Source organism: Streptomyces sp. NPDC050988, assembly GCF_044456225.1.
Classification (GTDB): Bacteria; Actinomycetota; Actinomycetes; order Streptomycetales; family Streptomycetaceae; genus Streptomyces.
Genome location: NZ_JBITFQ010000010.1, coordinates 182,077 through 197,764 on the forward strand (window position 1 = coordinate 182,077; position 15,688 = coordinate 197,764).

Sequence of the window (15,688 nt, forward strand, 5' to 3'; positions counted from 1 at the left end):
CGCTCCTTCTCAGCGAGGTCACGCCTCAGGTGGCCGGACGCACCGCCACCCATCGCAAACCCACCCCCTCCCAAGGAATTGGCATGCCCTCGACAGAAATCGTGCTGGCGGACCCCCGTTTCCTCAAGGCCCGCGAAGCCGTCACGCACGCACTCGCCGCGCAGACCGGCACGGCTCGGGAGATCAGGGCCGACCTGGCACTCAAGGCCGCCCTCGACGCCTACGCAATCCCCTCCGAGTTCTGGTACACCGGCGGCGGCTGCACCGCCCGGTACATCTCCTTCGGCCCCGACAGCGAGATCACCGAACACCAGCTGCACATCGTCATCACGGACGACGCGTCGGTGGACCACCCCATCGCGCACCACAGCGGATGGCTCGCCATGTGGTACGGCCCGGAATTCGACGGCTACGCCGACAACGAGCTGTACAACCGCGAGTTCTCCCTGAACAACGCCACCCTCGCCGACATCGCGCACGACAGCGCCAGCTGCGCGCGCGCCATCCGGGACTGGTTCGACGGCTCTGCCACCCAGTGGATCCGCAACGAGGTGAGCCTCGAGGGCATTGCGGGTCCCTACCGCTGCCAGACCCGGCCGGAGCACTGGGACGGATACTGCGCCCCGCGCTTCACCCGCGCCGTGATGCGGCAGATCTGCGACGACACGCAGACCGCGCACCGCGCTGGCCGCTGGGACGCACCGGCCCACTTCGAGGGCGACGCCGTGGTGATCGTGACGCCGCGCGGCCGCGCCGAGGTCCTCCCGGACCAGGACGGTCGCTACCGACCCGGGGCCTTCCACTGGCCCTGGACTGAGTACACCGACCGTGACGCCACCCCGGTGAACGAGCTCGTACAGACCATCCGGTGGAAGTACGAACGCGAAGCCGACTCCTGGACCGTCGTCGCCGCCGACCACGGATGGCGAGTGAAGGTCATCGACGTCCTTCCCACTCCCTCGCCCATCGAGGCCCCGCAAGTCAAGGACGCCCTCTTCAACGTCCTCTACGACGCGGCCTTGTCCTCCTACGAGGTGACCGCCACGGGCCCGGGGGAGGCCGCCGCCACCGTCCGCGCGCACTTCGCGGCCACCCGTGCCGATCGTGATCCGGACGCCGCCGTCGTGGTGTTCGACATGCCCGGGGTCCAGCTTCCCGGGGCCCGCCCGTAGCAACCCCGGCAACGCCCTTCCACGGCCGGGCCGATCAGGCCCGGCCACCGGCCCACCAACCGCATTCCCCACCGAGGAGACCGACGTGAACATGGACAACGCACTGCGCACCATCGAGCTGATCCGCTGCGCCGGCAAGGCGGCCAGCGTCTACCGCACGGCCCAGCACAGCGTCCGAGAGGCATACGAGGAGCACGGTGCCGCTCAGGCCCAGCTCAACCACTGGAACAGCCACATTCACGCGATGGGCGGAGCCGACCGAGCTTCCCCGGCGTACTCCGCGCTCCGCGCCGCCGTCCAGGAGCACCAGGAGGCCGAGCAGAAGGTCCGCAAGGCCGAAGCCCGGCTGCAACGGGCCTCGGCCACGGCTCAGGCGCACCGTCCGGCGCTCAACCGGTACCCGACCGAACGCATCCGGCGACGTGCCACCACCGTGCTCCTGGACCGCCTGGCCGACCATCCCGTCGACCTGATCCGTGCCGCCGACTTGATCATCATTCAGACGTCGGCCGGCAAGGATTCGATCGTGGCCATGCACCGTACGGTGGCGGCGGCCAAGGCCGCGGGCTGCCTGCACAAGGTGCGCGTCATGCACTGCGATCTCGGCTCCGAGTGGCCGGGGGTTCCGGAACTGGCCCGGCGTCAAGCCGAGCGCTACGGGATCCCGTTCCTCCTCGTGACCCCCGACGGCGGCTTCCTGGGCATGGTCGAGAACCGCCAGATGTGGCCCGACGCCAAGCGCCGGCTCTGCACCTCCGCGTTGAAGCGGGACCCCACCGGTCCCGTCATCACCACCTGGGTGGGGGAGCTCGGCCTCGACCGCCAGGCCATCGTGCTCAACGTCATGGGGGTCCGCGGGGCCGAATCCGCCTCGCGCGCTCTCAAAGCACGCCTGGCCCTCGACACCCGTACGACGAGTGCCAACCGGCTCGTGCTGACCTGGAACATCATCCACGGGCTGTCCGAACAGGAGGTCTGGCAGGAGATCGCGAGCAACGGCCTGGAGTACCACCCCATCTACGACACCGGACTGGAGCGCCTTTCCTGCGTCTACTGCGTCCTCGCCGGGCCGGACTGGCTCATCCTCGCCACCCGCGTCTGCTTCGCCCTCGAGCTCCCGCACCCGGAGACCTTCGCCCTGCTGGAACGACGGATCGGCCACAGCTTCAAGCAGGACTTCACCCTGAACGGCATCATCGCCGCAGCCCGCATGCTCGACGCACTCGACGGGCCCATCACCTGGCGCCGCGGCGACGCCCTACGCCGTCACCTCGGGGCGGCCGCGGCCGACCAGTACCTCGCAACCCTCACTTACTAGCGCCGTCCGCCCATTCTCCACCCACCGCCAACTCACGAAATGAGCTCACCGATGACCAGCACCCTGACCGTAACCCCGACCGCGCCGCAGGAGACCGACTTCCACCCCGGCCACAGCCCCATCCTGGAGCCGCCCGAGGGACCGGAAAGCGCCCTCGCGTGCACCTGCGGCGGTCTCCTCGAACTCAAGCCGGACACCAAGCCCGCTCAGCTGGGCCGCTACCACCTGCACCTGGAAGAGGCCCGACGCGAAACCCACCGCGACTAGAGGCAGAACCCGGCCGGCCCTGCAGGCTCCCGCGCCCCCTGGTGGTGCATCCGAAACGGGTGCACCACCAGGGGGCGCCTGTCTGAGGGTGCGGATCACCCGTCATCGCTTCTCAGGGCCAGATCACCTCCGCGTACCAGTCGCTTCAGTCGCTGTGCCCAGAACCCTGGGCGTCGCCCGACGCCAATGGCGCGGCGTACGTGACAGCGAATCCCGGGAGGCGGAACAGCTACCCCGATCGCGAATCCAGGGTGCGGGACAGAACGCCAACCCCAGCGGAGACGAGCCCGCAGACCCAGCAAGCTCGCCCTGCTCTCACCCACACCACGCCGCCAACGGCCAACTACCGCAGGAGCCCGCCCAGATGGCCTGTGACCGGACCGATCCACCCGGCCCCGACGCCAACAGGGCACGGTCACGCGACCGATGTACGGCACTCCACCAAAACCCAGGTCAGGTGCGGGTTGCGGCGCTAACCCCTCGACCGGCCAAGGTCAGCTCACTCGCCCAACTCAGGGCGGCTGGCTGCCGATTGACGGCCAGCAGGAAGCACCAACCACCAACCACTTCATCGACACAGGAGTACAGCGATGACAGCGATGCCCGCTGCCCGCAAGACCACCACCACCGAGCCCAGCGCCACCACCCTTCACCCCACTCCCCGCTCACGGCGCAACCGCCGCCTCGCCATCGGCGGTGCCATCGCAGCCACCGTCGCCCTCACCCTGGCCGGGTGCGGCGCCAAGTACACGGAGCCCTTCAAGGACGCACCGCGCTCCGGCAAGGACAACGGCGTGCCGATGGACCTCATCAGGATGGCCGACGGCTTCTCGAATGTGGGCTCGAAGTGCGATGGGCCCAACAGGGTCTACGTCGTCTACCACGGGGACAACAAGTACGGATCGCTCGCCGTGGTGGCGAACGACCCGAGGTGCACCAAGTGACCCGACGCTCACGAAAGCGCCGCCGCGATCGATCCTGGATCGCTGACCTCTTCGAAGGACTCGTCGAGGCCATCGTCAGCATCTGGAAGAGCTGACGCAGCGCTCAGTGCCCCGGTCGCCAGAACCCCTGGCGGCCGGGGCGCTGCCATGCCCGGCCTCGGGAAGTCGGCGCTCGTCATCAACCAGCTCCCTGCTCGCAGATGGCCCCGCTTGCCGTCACCGACATCACGGTGCAGCGGCCCGCCGCGCCGCAACAAGCCACGACCGAGCGCCACCGGGCCACATCACCAACAACCCCAACCTGCAACGGAGAACTGGACATGGGAGACAAAGTGATCGCGGAGCAGCTCGTCGACACCCACACGGTGGACGGCCACACCCTGGAGGTGCACCGCCTCACCTGGCGAGACGCTCCCGGCCTCAGCTACGACGTCGTGGATAGGGCGACCAGCGAACTCCTCACCGTCGACGAATCCTTCGACAACGCCCCCACGCTTGACCAGCTCCACAAACTCCTGGAGAGCCAGAAGAGCGGGAACACCTCCCCACGTTGATCCCCACCCCACCCCACCCCCCCCATCCCATCCCGGCCCCGGCCCGCTGTGCGCGGGCCGAGGCCGCCTACCAACTCGACCCGCGCCCACAGCCGGGATGGCTTGTCCCCCTTGCCTCCGCCCTGACTACGGTCCCGCCAGACCCGGCCGACTCGCCGGCGCCGTGACCGGGGCCGCACACAGCAGCGGCTTGCTTTGGAGAGGATGTCCACATGAGCGTGCCGTGCCCCGAGTGCAAGAAGGCCCTCGAACTCGACCAGACCAGCAGCCGGTTCTACTGCGCGACCGACTGGTGCGCTGCTCTCGGAATGGAGACGCCCGTCTGGCGCGCCCTTGAGACCAGCGGCCTGGCCGCACCGAACCCGGCCGGGCTGCCGCGCCCCCTACATCGGGGTCTCCCCGTCCCCTGGGTCGCTCCTCGGGCCGCAGACGAGGTCTGGTGGAGAGCACTAGATGCCCGACGTCTCGCTGACGCACAGAACCACTGGCTGTGCCAAGGATGCGGATTCGCGCTGGATGAGGAGGCCTGGGTGATGGCCACCCCGGAAGGGCAGGTGCTCCAGGCCGCCCTCCACGAGACCTGCAAAGACATGGCACTGGAGTCCTGCCCGCACCTGTCCAGCGACGCCACCAGGGCAACACCCCACCTGATCACCCGAAACCAGTTGTTCACCGACGGACGTCCCGTTGCCCACGCGGCGCCCTCCGACCCGGACTTCCTCCACCAGTGGGAGTTGGAGATGACGGAACAGCACGCATAACACCTCCCGGGCTAGCCGAACGACCCAGCTCGACCCGAGCGATCCCGCGGCCCGCCTGCATCAGCAGGCGGGCCGTTCGCATGCCTCCACGCAGCACCCAATCGCCAGCCGGTTGAGCAAGTCCCAGTGACGCCGACCCCGCGTCCCATCCAGCGGACCGTACAAGGGCCCCGGGGGGCGATGTTGCCCGCCTAGATGCTCACGCCTCCACGCTCGCCCGCACCCGCCGCGCACTCAGCGCGGCCCACCGGACCGAGCGGAGACCGCCATGGCGTACGCCCTCTGGGTGCTGCACACCCTCGCCGCCTACAACTCACCCCACCCGCACCCCGACCCATCCCCCGAGCAGTGGCACGAGCTCTTCGACACCGCACCCGCCCTCACCTGGGACGACTTGGAGCAGCTCCTGGCAGCCGCGCGGAGCGCGCAGGTCACGTGGGCCGAGCCGATTCTGGTCTGGCCCGACGCGGAAGACGTCCGCTACGCGCTGATCACCTACGACCTCCCCGACGGCTCACGCCGTGCCTCGCTGTCCGAGGACGTCGAGTTCTTCCGCCCTCCCACGGAGCAGGCCACGTGGGGAGACGTGATCGTCTGGAGCCTGGCCGCCATCCGCGAGACCGGTGAACGCCTGGCCCGAACCGACCTTGCCGTCCAGCGGCTGATGGCCGAAGCGGCCGCGTCCATCACCTCCTGGGAGAACGAGCGCGCCCAGCTCATGAAGGATGAAGGCCTGGAGGCCGACGAGCAGCCGGAGGACTCTTCGTTCCTCGACGATGCCATCCGCCCCTACGAGAAGGACGCCATGCCCCTACTGCAGGCCCTCGCGCATCTGTCGAACGGCCGCTGCCCGGTATGCCAGTTGACCGACTGCGACACCCTGGGCGAGCAGCCGATCGCCAACTGCCGCTGTGGTCGGCACCACACCGCCCACGAGCCCTCCGGCGAGTGCACCCAGTTCCGCGTCGCCACCCGCTGACAAGCCGGTACCGGCGCGACCACGCGGCCCCCACCCCGCCCTCCGCAACGCCGGAGCGCAAGACGTGGAGCTCGGCCCACCCGCCACACGAGCTTGCTCGGTGCGCGGGTGGGCCCCGGTGTTCCCGGCCGCCTGGGGCCGCTCGGTTGCGGAGCTTGGCATCGAGTTGGCGACCGTTCCGACAGCCGGTCGAGCCGGGCCCGCAACAAGCCCGCTCCCAGCACCCCGGGCACCATCCGTGCCCGGGGCCCGCCACTTGAGGAGTGAAATGCCATGACGAAGTCCACTGCTGCTCGCCGTCCCTTCCCCGGGCCGTCTCCCCATATGGGCCAACTGCTGCGGCGCGCGGGTGCCGTCGCCCGTGCCGCCTGGCAGGGATGCCCGGAAGCAGGACTCCCGCCGGTGCGGCGGCTGCGGCGGCCCGGCTGGCTGGGCCAGGTCCGTATCTCCGGCGAGCACACGGACCCCTGCGAGGTCCAGGCCGGATCCGCGAAGGTCACGGACTGGCGTACCGCCTACACCGCGCACGGAGGCAAGGACCCGGTCGCGAACGAGTACTTCGGGCTCCCCGAGGACCTGTTCGACCCCGACGACGACGCTGCCCTGGACCGCGCCGCTGACGCCATCGCTCACCTGCCCGTAGTGCTGCTCAGCGGTCTCTACGACGGCATGGAGAACGGGCTCGCCCGGACCGAGGCGCAGTACGGGCACGGTGACGACCGCTGGTCCCTGATCGAGGCGTACGTCCGGCTCGGCCTGGTCCCCCCTGCCAACGTCCTGTACCTCCCGCACTCCCCGGACCCGACCCGTCCCGAGCGGCTGACCGCCTACCTGATCGCGGCGTACCTGCGCGCGGCCTGCCACCAGGCAGCCGGACAACTGCGCAGCGACGCCCGGACGGTGCGACGACTCCTGTCCCAGTCCCGCACTCCGCTCGCGTAGTCCACCCGCAGTGCCCAGCCCGCTCGGCCCGCGCCCCACGGTCCACCCGCCGAGCCCTGAATGCCGAACTGCCCTGGAGGTCTCACGTGTCCAACGCCAGCTCATCCGCCGCCCTGCGCCCCTTGGCGCCCGCGGGGGCCGACACCCACGCGGGGGAGTGACCATGTCGAACCAGACTGAGCGCAACACCCTGGGGGAGCTGCTGTTCCGAGAGTTCAACGCGTACGCCACAGCCCTTACCGAGCACGGCGAGGACTGGGCGCACGCATGGCCCTCGGCCACATGGCCACCCCACACCCCTGTGGCCGCACTACAAGGCCGATTCGCTGTTGCTCGCGAGGCAGCGGCAGCGATCGGCGTAAAGCCGAGCGACAGCCAGATCACCGAAGAGCACCAAGTGCGTCTGGAATACCGGGCGCTGTTCCCTAACGGAGCGCCGACCCTCATCGGCTGACCCGGCCGACGCCCCTGCGCCCGGCCTTCACCCCAGCGGCCCCGGCCTGCCCCTCCACGCGGGCGGACCGGGGCCCGCCTGCGCGCCCACAACTCCCAGCACGTGAACGGCGCTTGCGCCGCTTGCCCGCTGCCTCTGCATGGTCCGGCCAACCACAGGCCACCCCGGTTCCTCACCCGACCGAGGTGCCCCGGACCAAGGAGAAGCAAGATGCAAGTAGCCCACGACGTGCGTGAGGTCCTCGCCCGCGCCACCTGCGAGGGCACCACCGTGCGCCTGCCCCCGGGCATGGACCTGGCCCCGCACGGGGTCGGAGCGCGCACGGCCAAGGTCCTCACCGCCGCAGGGGCACTCTTCAGCCCCCGGCGACGAGCCTTCGTGTTCGCCGACCTGTTCCCCTTCGGGCAGGCCCAGCCGCTGATCGACGACATCATCGCCAACAGGTGTACAGCGCCCCGTCCCTTTCGCGGCGAAGCGCCGTGCCCGCCGGCGGTCGCGGAGAAGATGTGCGACGAACTGGCACTTCACCCGGACTGGACGGTCCTTGAGCCCTCCGCCGGCCACGGCAACCTCGCCGCCGAGGCCGCCGACCGCGGCAGCACCGTGGACTGCATCGAACTGGAACATCACCGCGCCGTGGACATCAGGGCCGCCGGTTTCGCCCGCCATGTCATCACCGCCGACTTCCTGACCCTGCCGCAGCAACCCCGGTACGACGCAGTGATCATGTACCCACCCTTCCGGCGGGACCTCGCAGCCGCGCACATCGTGCACGCCCACGGCTTCCTGCGCGCCGGAGGTCAGCTCGGCGCGCTGGTCTCCATCGGCCTGGAGAACGGAGTCCGCAAGGCATCCGTGGCCCTGCGGCAACTGCTGCACCGGCACGGCGGCAGCAAGTACCGCCTGGAGGGCGAAGTCATGTCCCCCTCCGGCCGTCCCCTGAACACAGAGCTGTGGATCGTCGACGGCCCGCAGGAATGAACCCCGCATCCGTGCCCGGGCCCTCGGCCCCGGGCACGGATCCCGCCGGTTGCGCCGCTTGCCTTCCCGATCCGCACGGTTGCCCCGCCGGACTCACCCGAGTCCGGCCCACCCAACCGCCCCTGCAGGAGCCGACATGCTCTTCCACGCAAGGCCCACCCGCACCACCCAGAACGTGCAGCCCACCGCGATCGCCTTCGCCGAGTTCACCGCCGACCACCCCCACCTGCACCTCGATTCGGTGCAGATGTGCGCCGGCACGGTCACCGTGCACCTGCACGGCACGCACGCCCTCGAAGACCTCGCCCACTGGGAGGAAGCCCTGGGCAACTGCGCCCGCAGCAGTGACAGCTTCCCCAGCTCGCACCGCTCGCGCCTCCACTACACCGAGCGCCGCACCGCAGTGGTGGCAGGCACCGCCTTCGAAGCCGTTGCCTTCCACGACGGCCCTGGCGCGTACGACCCGCACGGCATGATCTGGCCCGCCAACCAGGCGCCCGTCGACAGCCGCGGCAGCCGGGTGGACAGCGTCCGTGTCCCCGCTCGCCAGACGCCTCCCGCCCGCCGCCACTGCGTCCTGGCTCTCAGCGTCACGGCGGCCCTGGCGGTCACCGCCGTCACCGCCGTCGCCATCCGCCGTCGAGTGAACCCGCTCCGACCCATTCGCGCCCGGCGCTGAAGCCCCTGACCCGAAGGCGCTCGCCCTGGCTAGAGTTGCTCGACCGAGGCCAGGCACATCACAGCAAGCACGTGAGGAGGCAAGCATTCATGCACGACCACGCTCGTGAGGCAGCGTCTGGACTCGAGGGGGAACTCACCGACGTCCTCCAAGCCGCAGGGATTTCGCTCGCCTACGTCCTGGACGACCCCGACGAGAACGGAACCATGGTGATCACGTCAGGCGTCACCCTCCTGACAGATTCCGAAGGAGCGGTCATCGTCACGGCCCTCGCCCACGACGGCTACGACATGCGCTCCGGAACGGCGGAGGAGGAAGCAATCTGCCTCCGAGCGCACCAGACATTGCAACGGCTGGGCTACCCCATGACGCCCTACACGATGAGCTACAACAGCCTTCGTGTCACCGCGCGGCCCTCCCGCGTCTGAACCCGACGCCTCAACCCCACCAGCCGCTGCCCGTCGGCCCGCCCCCTTCCGTCAGGGGGCGGGTTTTTCGGCATTCCCGGAGGCCACCACGCGGGCCAGGAGGAAGGCAGGGCAGTTGCGCGGCTATCAGCGATCGGCTCCACGGTGTGGCGAACGGAGTCGGAACCGCCGGCTCCGCGCAGCACCCACCAACCCCCTGGAGCTGAACGGACATGAGCACGCCCACTGTCCGTCCGCGCGTGATCATCGTGTCGTGCGGAGGACGCAAGAACAGCTCCGAAAGGCCCGTTCCCGCAGGCCAGAGGTATACCGGGAGCTATCACTTGGCCCTGCGCCGGGCCGCTGACGCACTCACGCACGGCGGCCGGACCGGCCGTGTCCTGATCTTGTCGGCGTTGTATGGGTTGCTCAACCTGCACGACCCCATCGCCCCCTACGACATGCGCATGGGCGACGAGGGTTCGGTGACCGGCGAGAGGCTCCGCCAGCAGGCCGCAGACCTGGGCATTCTCGGCGCCGACGTCACCGTCCTCGGCCCGCGCGCCTACGTCGAAGCCAGCCGCACCGTGTGGCCGGAGTTGACGGCCCCCCTCGCGGGCGCACGCGGCATCGGCGACCAGCTCGCCAAGCTCGCCGATATCTACGACCCTGGCCGCCACTCGCAGGCACCGAAAGCCCCTGCCCGCCCGACAGCGAGCACGGGCACCGGAAGCGTCATCGAGGAGATCGAGCGCGCAGCGTGCGCACGCCAGAACGCGGAAGAGCAACGTGCGGCTCGTAAGCGTGCACGCTATGCCACCCGTTCCCAGCTCGCTGTCCAGGACCCGGCCCGGGCACACGGAAGCCTCACGTTTCCCGGCGACAAAGCCAAGAGCGCCGCGCGCGTTTGGGCCGCCCGCCGGTTCGCCGCGCTCTACCGCGTCCAGGTCCATGCGCGGCCCGACGACACCCGCACCCTGAATGTGCACGGCACGCCCCGGGACGTCGCACGTTTCCTGTCCGCGCTCCCACGGGTTCTCGACAGGGCCGAGGTCCGGGTCTCCGATGTCGCTCGTTTGTATGGACGCTGGGAGCGCCACTCCACCGCTCGCGCCCACCTGGCCGGCATGCCACCGCGCCAACGCCGAGCGCACGCCCGCGACTTCCGGGCCGCAGCGTTCCAGGTGGTGATCGACACCCTCCTCGACCCGCCGGACACCGTTCGCCCGGCCGAGGACGGCCTCCCGCCCTGGGAGCAGGTCTACCCGTTGGCCGCAGGAATCGCCCACTACTACTGGTTCGATCCCGCCGCCGAGGCCGACCCCGACGAGACCGCACGCATCCTCGCGGCCGCCGACCGCCGTCACGCCACCGTCGCGGTGGTCCCGGGACCACGGTGCCGAGTGGCGCCGTAACGGAGAGTTGCCCGCCTAACCGACTGCCACGGCACGGTCCGTCCACCGGGCCACCAACCCGTCCGGGCCACCCCACCACGACGCCCCCTCGGAAGGGACCGCCATGGCATCGAACTCCCTCTCCAGCCGCGCACGACCACACAGGCCGCCTGCACGTCACACCACAAGGACGCCACCCCGATGACCGACATCTCCACGACCGCCACCCCTTCGCCCTACCAGCGCGAGCTGCTGATCGCCGCACTGCAGGACCACACCAACCGCATGCCCACCGACGCCAAAGGCACGACAATCGACCTGATGCGCCGCCGGCAGTGGATCCGCGAGCACCGAGCCGACGGCCGCCTCCTTGGCACCGGCACCGGCTACACCGGCCTCACCCACTTCCGCCTCTCCCACCTGGGCATTCGCACGGCAAAGAAGTACCAGCGGATCCAGCTCACCAGGACCCACACGATCGGCACCGTCGCCGCCTACCAACCCGACCGCACCAAGCGCTACCAGGACATCGTGGCCATCCAGAGCCGTCCCGACCGCGACGGCAACCTGCTGGCCCTCAGCGGCCAGCACCGCAAGCTGATCACCGTCGCCCTCACTGACCTGCGGCCCGCACCGCCAGCCGCCGTGGCCCCCGGAGAGCTCACCAACACCTGGGCGGTCATGGACCAGCGCGGCACCTGGCTGCTCATCGTCGAGGGCGACACCCACAGCGCCGCTCGCCGGGCTGCCGCCAAGTCCCCGGACACCAAGGCCCGATCCCTGCGCGTCGGCCGATTCCTTTACCGCCGCCTTCGCAGCACCGAGATCCCCCGCCCCTTCGCCGAACTGCAGGCCGCCGTACGACGCAGTGCCTAGACCGACAGCCCTGGAGGCCGCCCACCATGGTCCGTCCACGCGATCCGCGCGGGACGGGCCATGACCATTCATCAGCCCACTGACCAGGGAGTTGCGGGCCTAACTAGGCGGCGCCGCACAGTACATCACGCCAGGCGGGACCAATCCCCGCCTGATGCAACCAAGTTGATGTCACCCACGAGGGGATCGCTCCATGAACAAGGCCCAGCTGATCGAGGCCATCGCGGACAAGATGGGCGGCCGCCAGCAGGCCGCGGACGCCGTCGACCACGTACTCGACGCGATCGTTCGCGCCGTCGTCAACGGCGAGCGCGTCTCGGTCACCGGCTTCGGCTCGTTCGAGAAGGTCGACCGCCCGGCCCGCTACGCCCGGAACCCGCAGACCGGGGAGCGCGTACGGGTCAAGAAGACCTCGGTGCCCCGCTTCCGCGCAGGCCAGGGCTTCAAGGACCTCGTCTCCGGCTCGAAGAAGCTCAAGAACAACACCCCGGCGGTGAGGAAGGCCCCCAAGGGCAGCCTGAAGCGCACCGCCTAGAACCCCACACCCCCGGCCCCGGGGCTCCGGTCTCTGGACTGGGGCCCCGGGGCCATTGGAGTTCAACCACGCTGGCAGGCGGCTCCCCGCCCCGGGGGCGCGCCAGGGCCCGCCCCGAGCCGTTGGCCCGGCCGGAAGCGGGTCCTGGGCCGTCCAGTCCAGAACGGTGGGCGACCCCCAGGCACCAATCGATCCTTCCCGTCGGCGGGGGTTGCGGGGCTTGCCGTCCCGCGCGCGAGTGTGAGCGCGCTGGACCGGCCCACCGCGCCGCGTGGCACGTCCCCCTTTTCAATTCAGCGGGGGACCGGTCCAGATCGTTGCGCAGCCCACCCCGCCGCCTTCTCACCGCCGACACCGGGACCTTGATCCCGCAGTCCGGCCTCGGCGAAGGGCTCGGGCGCTGGCATGGCACCGAGACAGCACCGTGGCCCGCGGCCGATCTGTCTCACCGACTGCCTCCTACACCGCACGCCACCTCATCCGACATCCCTGGACTCGTGGAGTGCCCATCATGGCCACCGACTGGCTGCTTTCGCAGAACGAACGCATGAAGAAGCAGGGCATCTTCAACTGGACACTGCCCGCCTGGGTCGTCCGCCTCACGGAGGAAGCCCCGGACGGCACCACCACCGTGCGCACGGTCAACGTCTGTCCCTCGGCAGGGGTCTGCGCCAAACACTGCTACGCACTCGGCGCGGACTCCGGCTACATCCGCTTCCCCGCCGCCCGCGCCCGTCACCTGCGCAACCTGCGGATGGTGCTGGATACCCCGCTCCTGTGGCAGGAGCGGATGGCCGCCGAGCTGCGCCACCCGCGCTACCAACCCGACCCTGAAAAGGGCAAGTTGGGGCACATCAGGATCCACGACGCCGGAGATTTCTTCGACGACGCCTACACCCTGATGTGGCTCCAGATCATGCGCGGGGCCCCCAAGGGCCTGACCTTCTACGCGTACACCAAGGAGGTCTCCCGGTTCCGCCGCCTGGTCGAACCGAATCCGCCCGCCAACTTCAAGTACGTCTTCTCCCGTGGCGGCAAGGAAGACATCCTGATCGACCCCCGGGACCGGGACGCGGACGTGTTCCTCACCCTCGACGACCTCAAGGCCGCCGGGTACTCCTCGCAGGCGGCCTCCGACCTCCTGGCCGTCCACGGCCCGCCCCGCGTCGGAATGACCGTCAACCGTCACCGCAAGGGGATGACCGCTTCGTTCGGTGAGCTTCAGAGGCAACACGATGCCGAGGCCGCCGCCCGACGCGAGCGTCAGCAGTCCAAGGCCCGCTCCTCCCGCTGAGCCGACACCACCCTCCCCAGGCCCGCCCTGTGCCATCACTCCGGCCAGGGCGGGCCTGGGGCGTTTCGCCAGCCGGCGCCCCCGCGCAACGCCGAGCAGGTTGCCGGACTAGTCCCAGACGCGGCCAGCGTCGGCCAGACCGACCCGGCACAGCGCCGCACCCGACCTCTGGAGACTTTCATGCAGTTCCTGATCACTGACGACTCCCGCCGGATCCTGGCCACCATCGACGTACTCGACACCTCCGACGAAGAGACCGCCACCATCGGCATCGAACGCGCCGACCGGCCCGACCTGTTGTACGTGGGCGCAGATCTGCACGCCGACGGAACCGTGAACGTCGGCCACTGGCCCGACGGCGAGGAATGGGACAGCCTCGTGCGCACCGCCGGCGTGCCCGATGGATACGGCCACGCCACCCCGGCGCTCCCGGCAGAACCGACCTACACCCGCACCCAGGTCACCCAGGCCCTGGCGGCCGCGCGCGCCCACCTGCCGGCCTCGACCGCAGACACCACCGCACTGGACGCACTCGCCCACGCCGCACTCGACTCCCTCTTCCCGCAAGCCGACTGATCGATCTCCTCCACCACTCCGTGCCCGCCCGACCGTCACCGGCCCGACGGGCCCGCTCCTGGCAGCGCCCCCAGGTTCGCCCGGCGCCGTCGCGCCGCTGTCGGCAAAGGAACGCCTCCACTTGCACGGAGGTGGGCTCGCCGCCCGCCATCCGGCACCGCCCGGACCGGTTGCGCTGCTAACCCCCGGCCGCGCCACTGTCACTCTCGCCGGGTCGCCGCACGTGGCCCACTCCCATGAGCGATGCGGCCCGGCGCCTCCATCTTCCGCACGCCTTGTACCGCGGTTCTTGCCGCGCGTCGGCCACGGCGGACGACCACCCGCGCTGAACCCACTCCATCGCGCAGCACCCCCTTCCGGGAGACATCCATGTCTGATCCACCCGCGCCCGTGGCCACGGACGACCTTGCCTCCTTCCAGGCCGTGCACTGCCTGCCCGGTGACCACGGCGACGACTGGGACCCCATCGCCACCCTGCGCTGCACCCGCTGCGGACTCCTGGTCCGAGCCGGTGACGACGCCAACCTCACCGACCTGAACAACGCCGCATTGGAGCACTCATGCCTGAGCACGTGACCCAGACCGCGATCCTGCCCAAGCAGGTCACCACGATGCGCCACGACCTGTGGGAAGCAACGGGGCAGACCGCCGAAATCCGCAGGACCTCACCACTGCACTATCTGCTGGTGCTGACCAGCGAGCGAGTCGAACTCACCATCACCTGGCGCCGCAACCACCGCGGCTCCTGGAAGTGGAACAGCTCGACCCTCACCGTCGACGGCTCATCCCGCGAACTCGCCCGCGACTTCGATGACTTCGTACACATCTGGAAGGACCCGGATGTGCTCTCCCGCCCTGATGGGCGCTCCGAGATCCCGGCCCTGACACCCGTGGAGGACGAGACCCAGCTCCCGGACATGGTGCGACAAGCACTCGACAGGATGCGGAACTCCGCTGAACGGAAGGGCAATGAGGGAAGCGTCCGCGCGTTCGCCGCAGCGACCGACACCGGATACACCGTCCAGGTCTCCGGCCCCAAGGGCACCCTGCACCTGCACTACACGCGCTGCCGCCGCTCCCCTGGAGGCTGGACCCTGGCCCAGCGCGACGGATTCCGGATGTTCGACAAGAACGGCATGGACAACACCAGGAAGTTCGCCGGAAACCTGATGGCCGCCCTTGCTGACATGTTCGGCATCAGTGCCGCACCCGCAGTGCCCGGCCAGACCGGACACGCCAGCCAGGCCAGTGTGAGCAATTCGGTACTCGTCCGGCGCCACTCGGTCATCCGCGTCTGACCCGCAGCACGCCACCCCGCCCCACCCTTCAAATCAGGGCCCGCTCCCCGCAGCCACTACGGCTCCGGGGAGCGGGCCCTTTCGGCACTCCGAACCGCAGGCCATGACGCTGGCGTACCCGGTGATCGCGACGTGGAGTCGCAGTTGCGTCCCTAACTCCCCTCCGGGCGACGGTCCTTGCAGCCAGCCGGTGCACGACCGCTTCCTGCGATGCGGTGCGGACCGGCCTTCCCCACCAATCGCCTCTGTGAAAGGAC

At 69.9% G+C, this 15,688-nt stretch carries 18 protein-coding genes and 1 pseudogene; all 19 read left to right on the forward strand.

The annotated features are described in order from the left end of the window. Positions 1–83 precede the first annotated feature (83 nt). On the forward strand, positions 84–1,172 hold the full coding sequence (locus ACIBEI_RS23010; RefSeq protein ID WP_398891671.1) for a hypothetical protein: 1,089 nt from the start codon (positions 84–86) through the stop codon (positions 1,170–1,172). Between the two features lie 91 nt (positions 1,173–1,263). Beyond that, positions 1,264–2,490, forward strand: coding sequence for a phosphoadenosine phosphosulfate reductase family protein (locus ACIBEI_RS23015; RefSeq protein WP_398891957.1), 1,227 nt, complete (start codon positions 1,264–1,266; stop codon positions 2,488–2,490). Positions 2,491–2,541: 51 nt separating this feature from the next. Next, a complete protein-coding gene (locus tag ACIBEI_RS23020) occupies positions 2,542–2,757 on the forward strand; it encodes a hypothetical protein (protein ID WP_398891673.1) in 216 nt (71 codons plus the stop codon). Between the two features lie 590 nt (positions 2,758–3,347). Next, entirely contained in the window at positions 3,348–3,701 is a 354-nt protein-coding gene (locus ACIBEI_RS23025) for a hypothetical protein (RefSeq protein ID WP_398891675.1), read from the forward strand. 320 nt (positions 3,702–4,021) lie between these two features. Next, positions 4,022–4,255, forward strand: a complete 234-nt coding sequence (locus ACIBEI_RS23030) for a hypothetical protein (RefSeq protein ID WP_398891677.1) — start codon at positions 4,022–4,024, stop codon at positions 4,253–4,255. 212 nt (positions 4,256–4,467) lie between these two features. Beyond that, positions 4,468–5,016, forward strand: coding sequence for a hypothetical protein (locus ACIBEI_RS23035; RefSeq protein ID WP_398891679.1), 549 nt, complete (start codon positions 4,468–4,470; stop codon positions 5,014–5,016). A 268-nt stretch (positions 5,017–5,284) separates the two neighbouring features. Beyond that, positions 5,285–5,995, forward strand: a complete 711-nt coding sequence (locus ACIBEI_RS23040) for a hypothetical protein (protein WP_398891681.1) — start codon at positions 5,285–5,287, stop codon at positions 5,993–5,995. A gap of 273 nt (positions 5,996–6,268) precedes the next feature. Further along, entirely contained in the window at positions 6,269–6,937 is a 669-nt protein-coding gene (locus ACIBEI_RS23045) for a hypothetical protein (RefSeq protein ID WP_398891683.1), read from the forward strand. 163 nt (positions 6,938–7,100) lie between these two features. After that, positions 7,101–7,391 (forward strand): hypothetical protein, encoded by a 291-nt coding sequence (locus ACIBEI_RS23050; protein ID WP_398891685.1) that lies wholly within the window; start codon positions 7,101–7,103, stop codon positions 7,389–7,391. A 210-nt stretch (positions 7,392–7,601) separates the two neighbouring features. Continuing rightward, positions 7,602–8,372 (forward strand): SAM-dependent methyltransferase, encoded by a 771-nt coding sequence (locus tag ACIBEI_RS23055; protein ID WP_398891687.1) that lies wholly within the window; start codon positions 7,602–7,604, stop codon positions 8,370–8,372. Between the two features lie 136 nt (positions 8,373–8,508). Continuing rightward, positions 8,509–9,051, forward strand: coding sequence for a hypothetical protein (locus tag ACIBEI_RS23060; RefSeq protein WP_398891689.1), 543 nt, complete (start codon positions 8,509–8,511; stop codon positions 9,049–9,051). An 89-nt stretch (positions 9,052–9,140) separates the two neighbouring features. Then, positions 9,141–9,479 carry a hypothetical protein gene (locus ACIBEI_RS23065; protein ID WP_398891691.1) on the forward strand — a complete coding sequence of 113 codons (339 nt, stop codon included), beginning with the start codon at positions 9,141–9,143 and terminating at the stop codon, positions 9,477–9,479. 212 nt (positions 9,480–9,691) lie between these two features. Continuing rightward, the gene (locus ACIBEI_RS23070; protein WP_398891693.1) at positions 9,692–10,873 is read left to right on the forward strand and encodes a DUF6884 domain-containing protein; all 1,182 of its coding nucleotides are present in this window, start codon (positions 9,692–9,694) and stop codon (positions 10,871–10,873) included. Between the two features lie 180 nt (positions 10,874–11,053). After that, positions 11,054–11,728 carry a hypothetical protein gene (locus ACIBEI_RS23075; RefSeq protein WP_398891695.1) on the forward strand — a complete coding sequence of 225 codons (675 nt, stop codon included), beginning with the start codon at positions 11,054–11,056 and terminating at the stop codon, positions 11,726–11,728. A gap of 193 nt (positions 11,729–11,921) precedes the next feature. Further along, a pseudogene (locus ACIBEI_RS23080) lies at positions 11,922–12,248 on the forward strand (HU family DNA-binding protein); the annotation flags it as partial. A gap of 526 nt (positions 12,249–12,774) precedes the next feature. Further along, complete coding sequence (locus ACIBEI_RS23085) at positions 12,775–13,557, forward strand: hypothetical protein (RefSeq protein ID WP_398891697.1); 783 nt, start codon at positions 12,775–12,777, stop codon at positions 13,555–13,557. Positions 13,558–13,737: 180 nt separating this feature from the next. Further along, positions 13,738–14,133, forward strand: coding sequence for a hypothetical protein (locus ACIBEI_RS23090; protein ID WP_398891699.1), 396 nt, complete (start codon positions 13,738–13,740; stop codon positions 14,131–14,133). Between the two features lie 369 nt (positions 14,134–14,502). Next, a complete protein-coding gene (locus tag ACIBEI_RS23095; RefSeq protein WP_398891701.1) occupies positions 14,503–14,709 on the forward strand; it encodes a hypothetical protein in 207 nt (68 codons plus the stop codon). Next, a complete protein-coding gene (locus ACIBEI_RS23100) occupies positions 14,694–15,431 on the forward strand; it encodes a hypothetical protein (protein ID WP_398891703.1) in 738 nt (245 codons plus the stop codon). The genes ACIBEI_RS23095 and ACIBEI_RS23100 overlap by 16 nt, the downstream gene beginning before the upstream one ends. Positions 15,432–15,688: the final 257 nt, after the last annotated feature.

Excerpts from the sequence above, each read along its gene's own strand:
- ACIBEI_RS23035 (WP_398891679.1), top strand. The coding sequence starts at position 4,468 with ATGAGCGTGCCGTGCCCCGAGTGCAAGAAGGCCCTCGAACTCGACCAG.
- ACIBEI_RS23100 (WP_398891703.1), top strand. The coding sequence starts at position 14,694 with ATGCCTGAGCACGTGACCCAGACCGCGATCCTGCCCAAGCAGGTCACC.
- ACIBEI_RS23045 (WP_398891683.1), top strand. The coding sequence starts at position 6,269 with ATGACGAAGTCCACTGCTGCTCGCCGTCCCTTCCCCGGGCCGTCTCCC.
- ACIBEI_RS23075 (WP_398891695.1), top strand. The coding sequence starts at position 11,054 with ATGACCGACATCTCCACGACCGCCACCCCTTCGCCCTACCAGCGCGAG.
- ACIBEI_RS23060 (WP_398891689.1), top strand. The coding sequence starts at position 8,509 with ATGCTCTTCCACGCAAGGCCCACCCGCACCACCCAGAACGTGCAGCCC.
- ACIBEI_RS23025 (WP_398891675.1), top strand. The coding sequence starts at position 3,348 with ATGACAGCGATGCCCGCTGCCCGCAAGACCACCACCACCGAGCCCAGC.
- ACIBEI_RS23070 (WP_398891693.1), top strand. The coding sequence starts at position 9,692 with ATGAGCACGCCCACTGTCCGTCCGCGCGTGATCATCGTGTCGTGCGGA.
- ACIBEI_RS23015 (WP_398891957.1), top strand. The coding sequence starts at position 1,264 with ATGGACAACGCACTGCGCACCATCGAGCTGATCCGCTGCGCCGGCAAG.
- ACIBEI_RS23050 (WP_398891685.1), top strand. The coding sequence starts at position 7,101 with ATGTCGAACCAGACTGAGCGCAACACCCTGGGGGAGCTGCTGTTCCGA.
- ACIBEI_RS23040 (WP_398891681.1), top strand. The coding sequence starts at position 5,285 with ATGGCGTACGCCCTCTGGGTGCTGCACACCCTCGCCGCCTACAACTCA.
- ACIBEI_RS23020 (WP_398891673.1), top strand. The coding sequence starts at position 2,542 with ATGACCAGCACCCTGACCGTAACCCCGACCGCGCCGCAGGAGACCGAC.
- ACIBEI_RS23065 (WP_398891691.1), top strand. The coding sequence starts at position 9,141 with ATGCACGACCACGCTCGTGAGGCAGCGTCTGGACTCGAGGGGGAACTC.
- ACIBEI_RS23030 (WP_398891677.1), top strand. The coding sequence starts at position 4,022 with ATGGGAGACAAAGTGATCGCGGAGCAGCTCGTCGACACCCACACGGTG.
- ACIBEI_RS23085 (WP_398891697.1), top strand. The coding sequence starts at position 12,775 with ATGGCCACCGACTGGCTGCTTTCGCAGAACGAACGCATGAAGAAGCAG.
- ACIBEI_RS23055 (WP_398891687.1), top strand. The coding sequence starts at position 7,602 with ATGCAAGTAGCCCACGACGTGCGTGAGGTCCTCGCCCGCGCCACCTGC.
- ACIBEI_RS23010 (WP_398891671.1), top strand. The coding sequence starts at position 84 with ATGCCCTCGACAGAAATCGTGCTGGCGGACCCCCGTTTCCTCAAGGCC.
- ACIBEI_RS23095 (WP_398891701.1), top strand. The coding sequence starts at position 14,503 with ATGTCTGATCCACCCGCGCCCGTGGCCACGGACGACCTTGCCTCCTTC.
- ACIBEI_RS23090 (WP_398891699.1), top strand. The coding sequence starts at position 13,738 with ATGCAGTTCCTGATCACTGACGACTCCCGCCGGATCCTGGCCACCATC.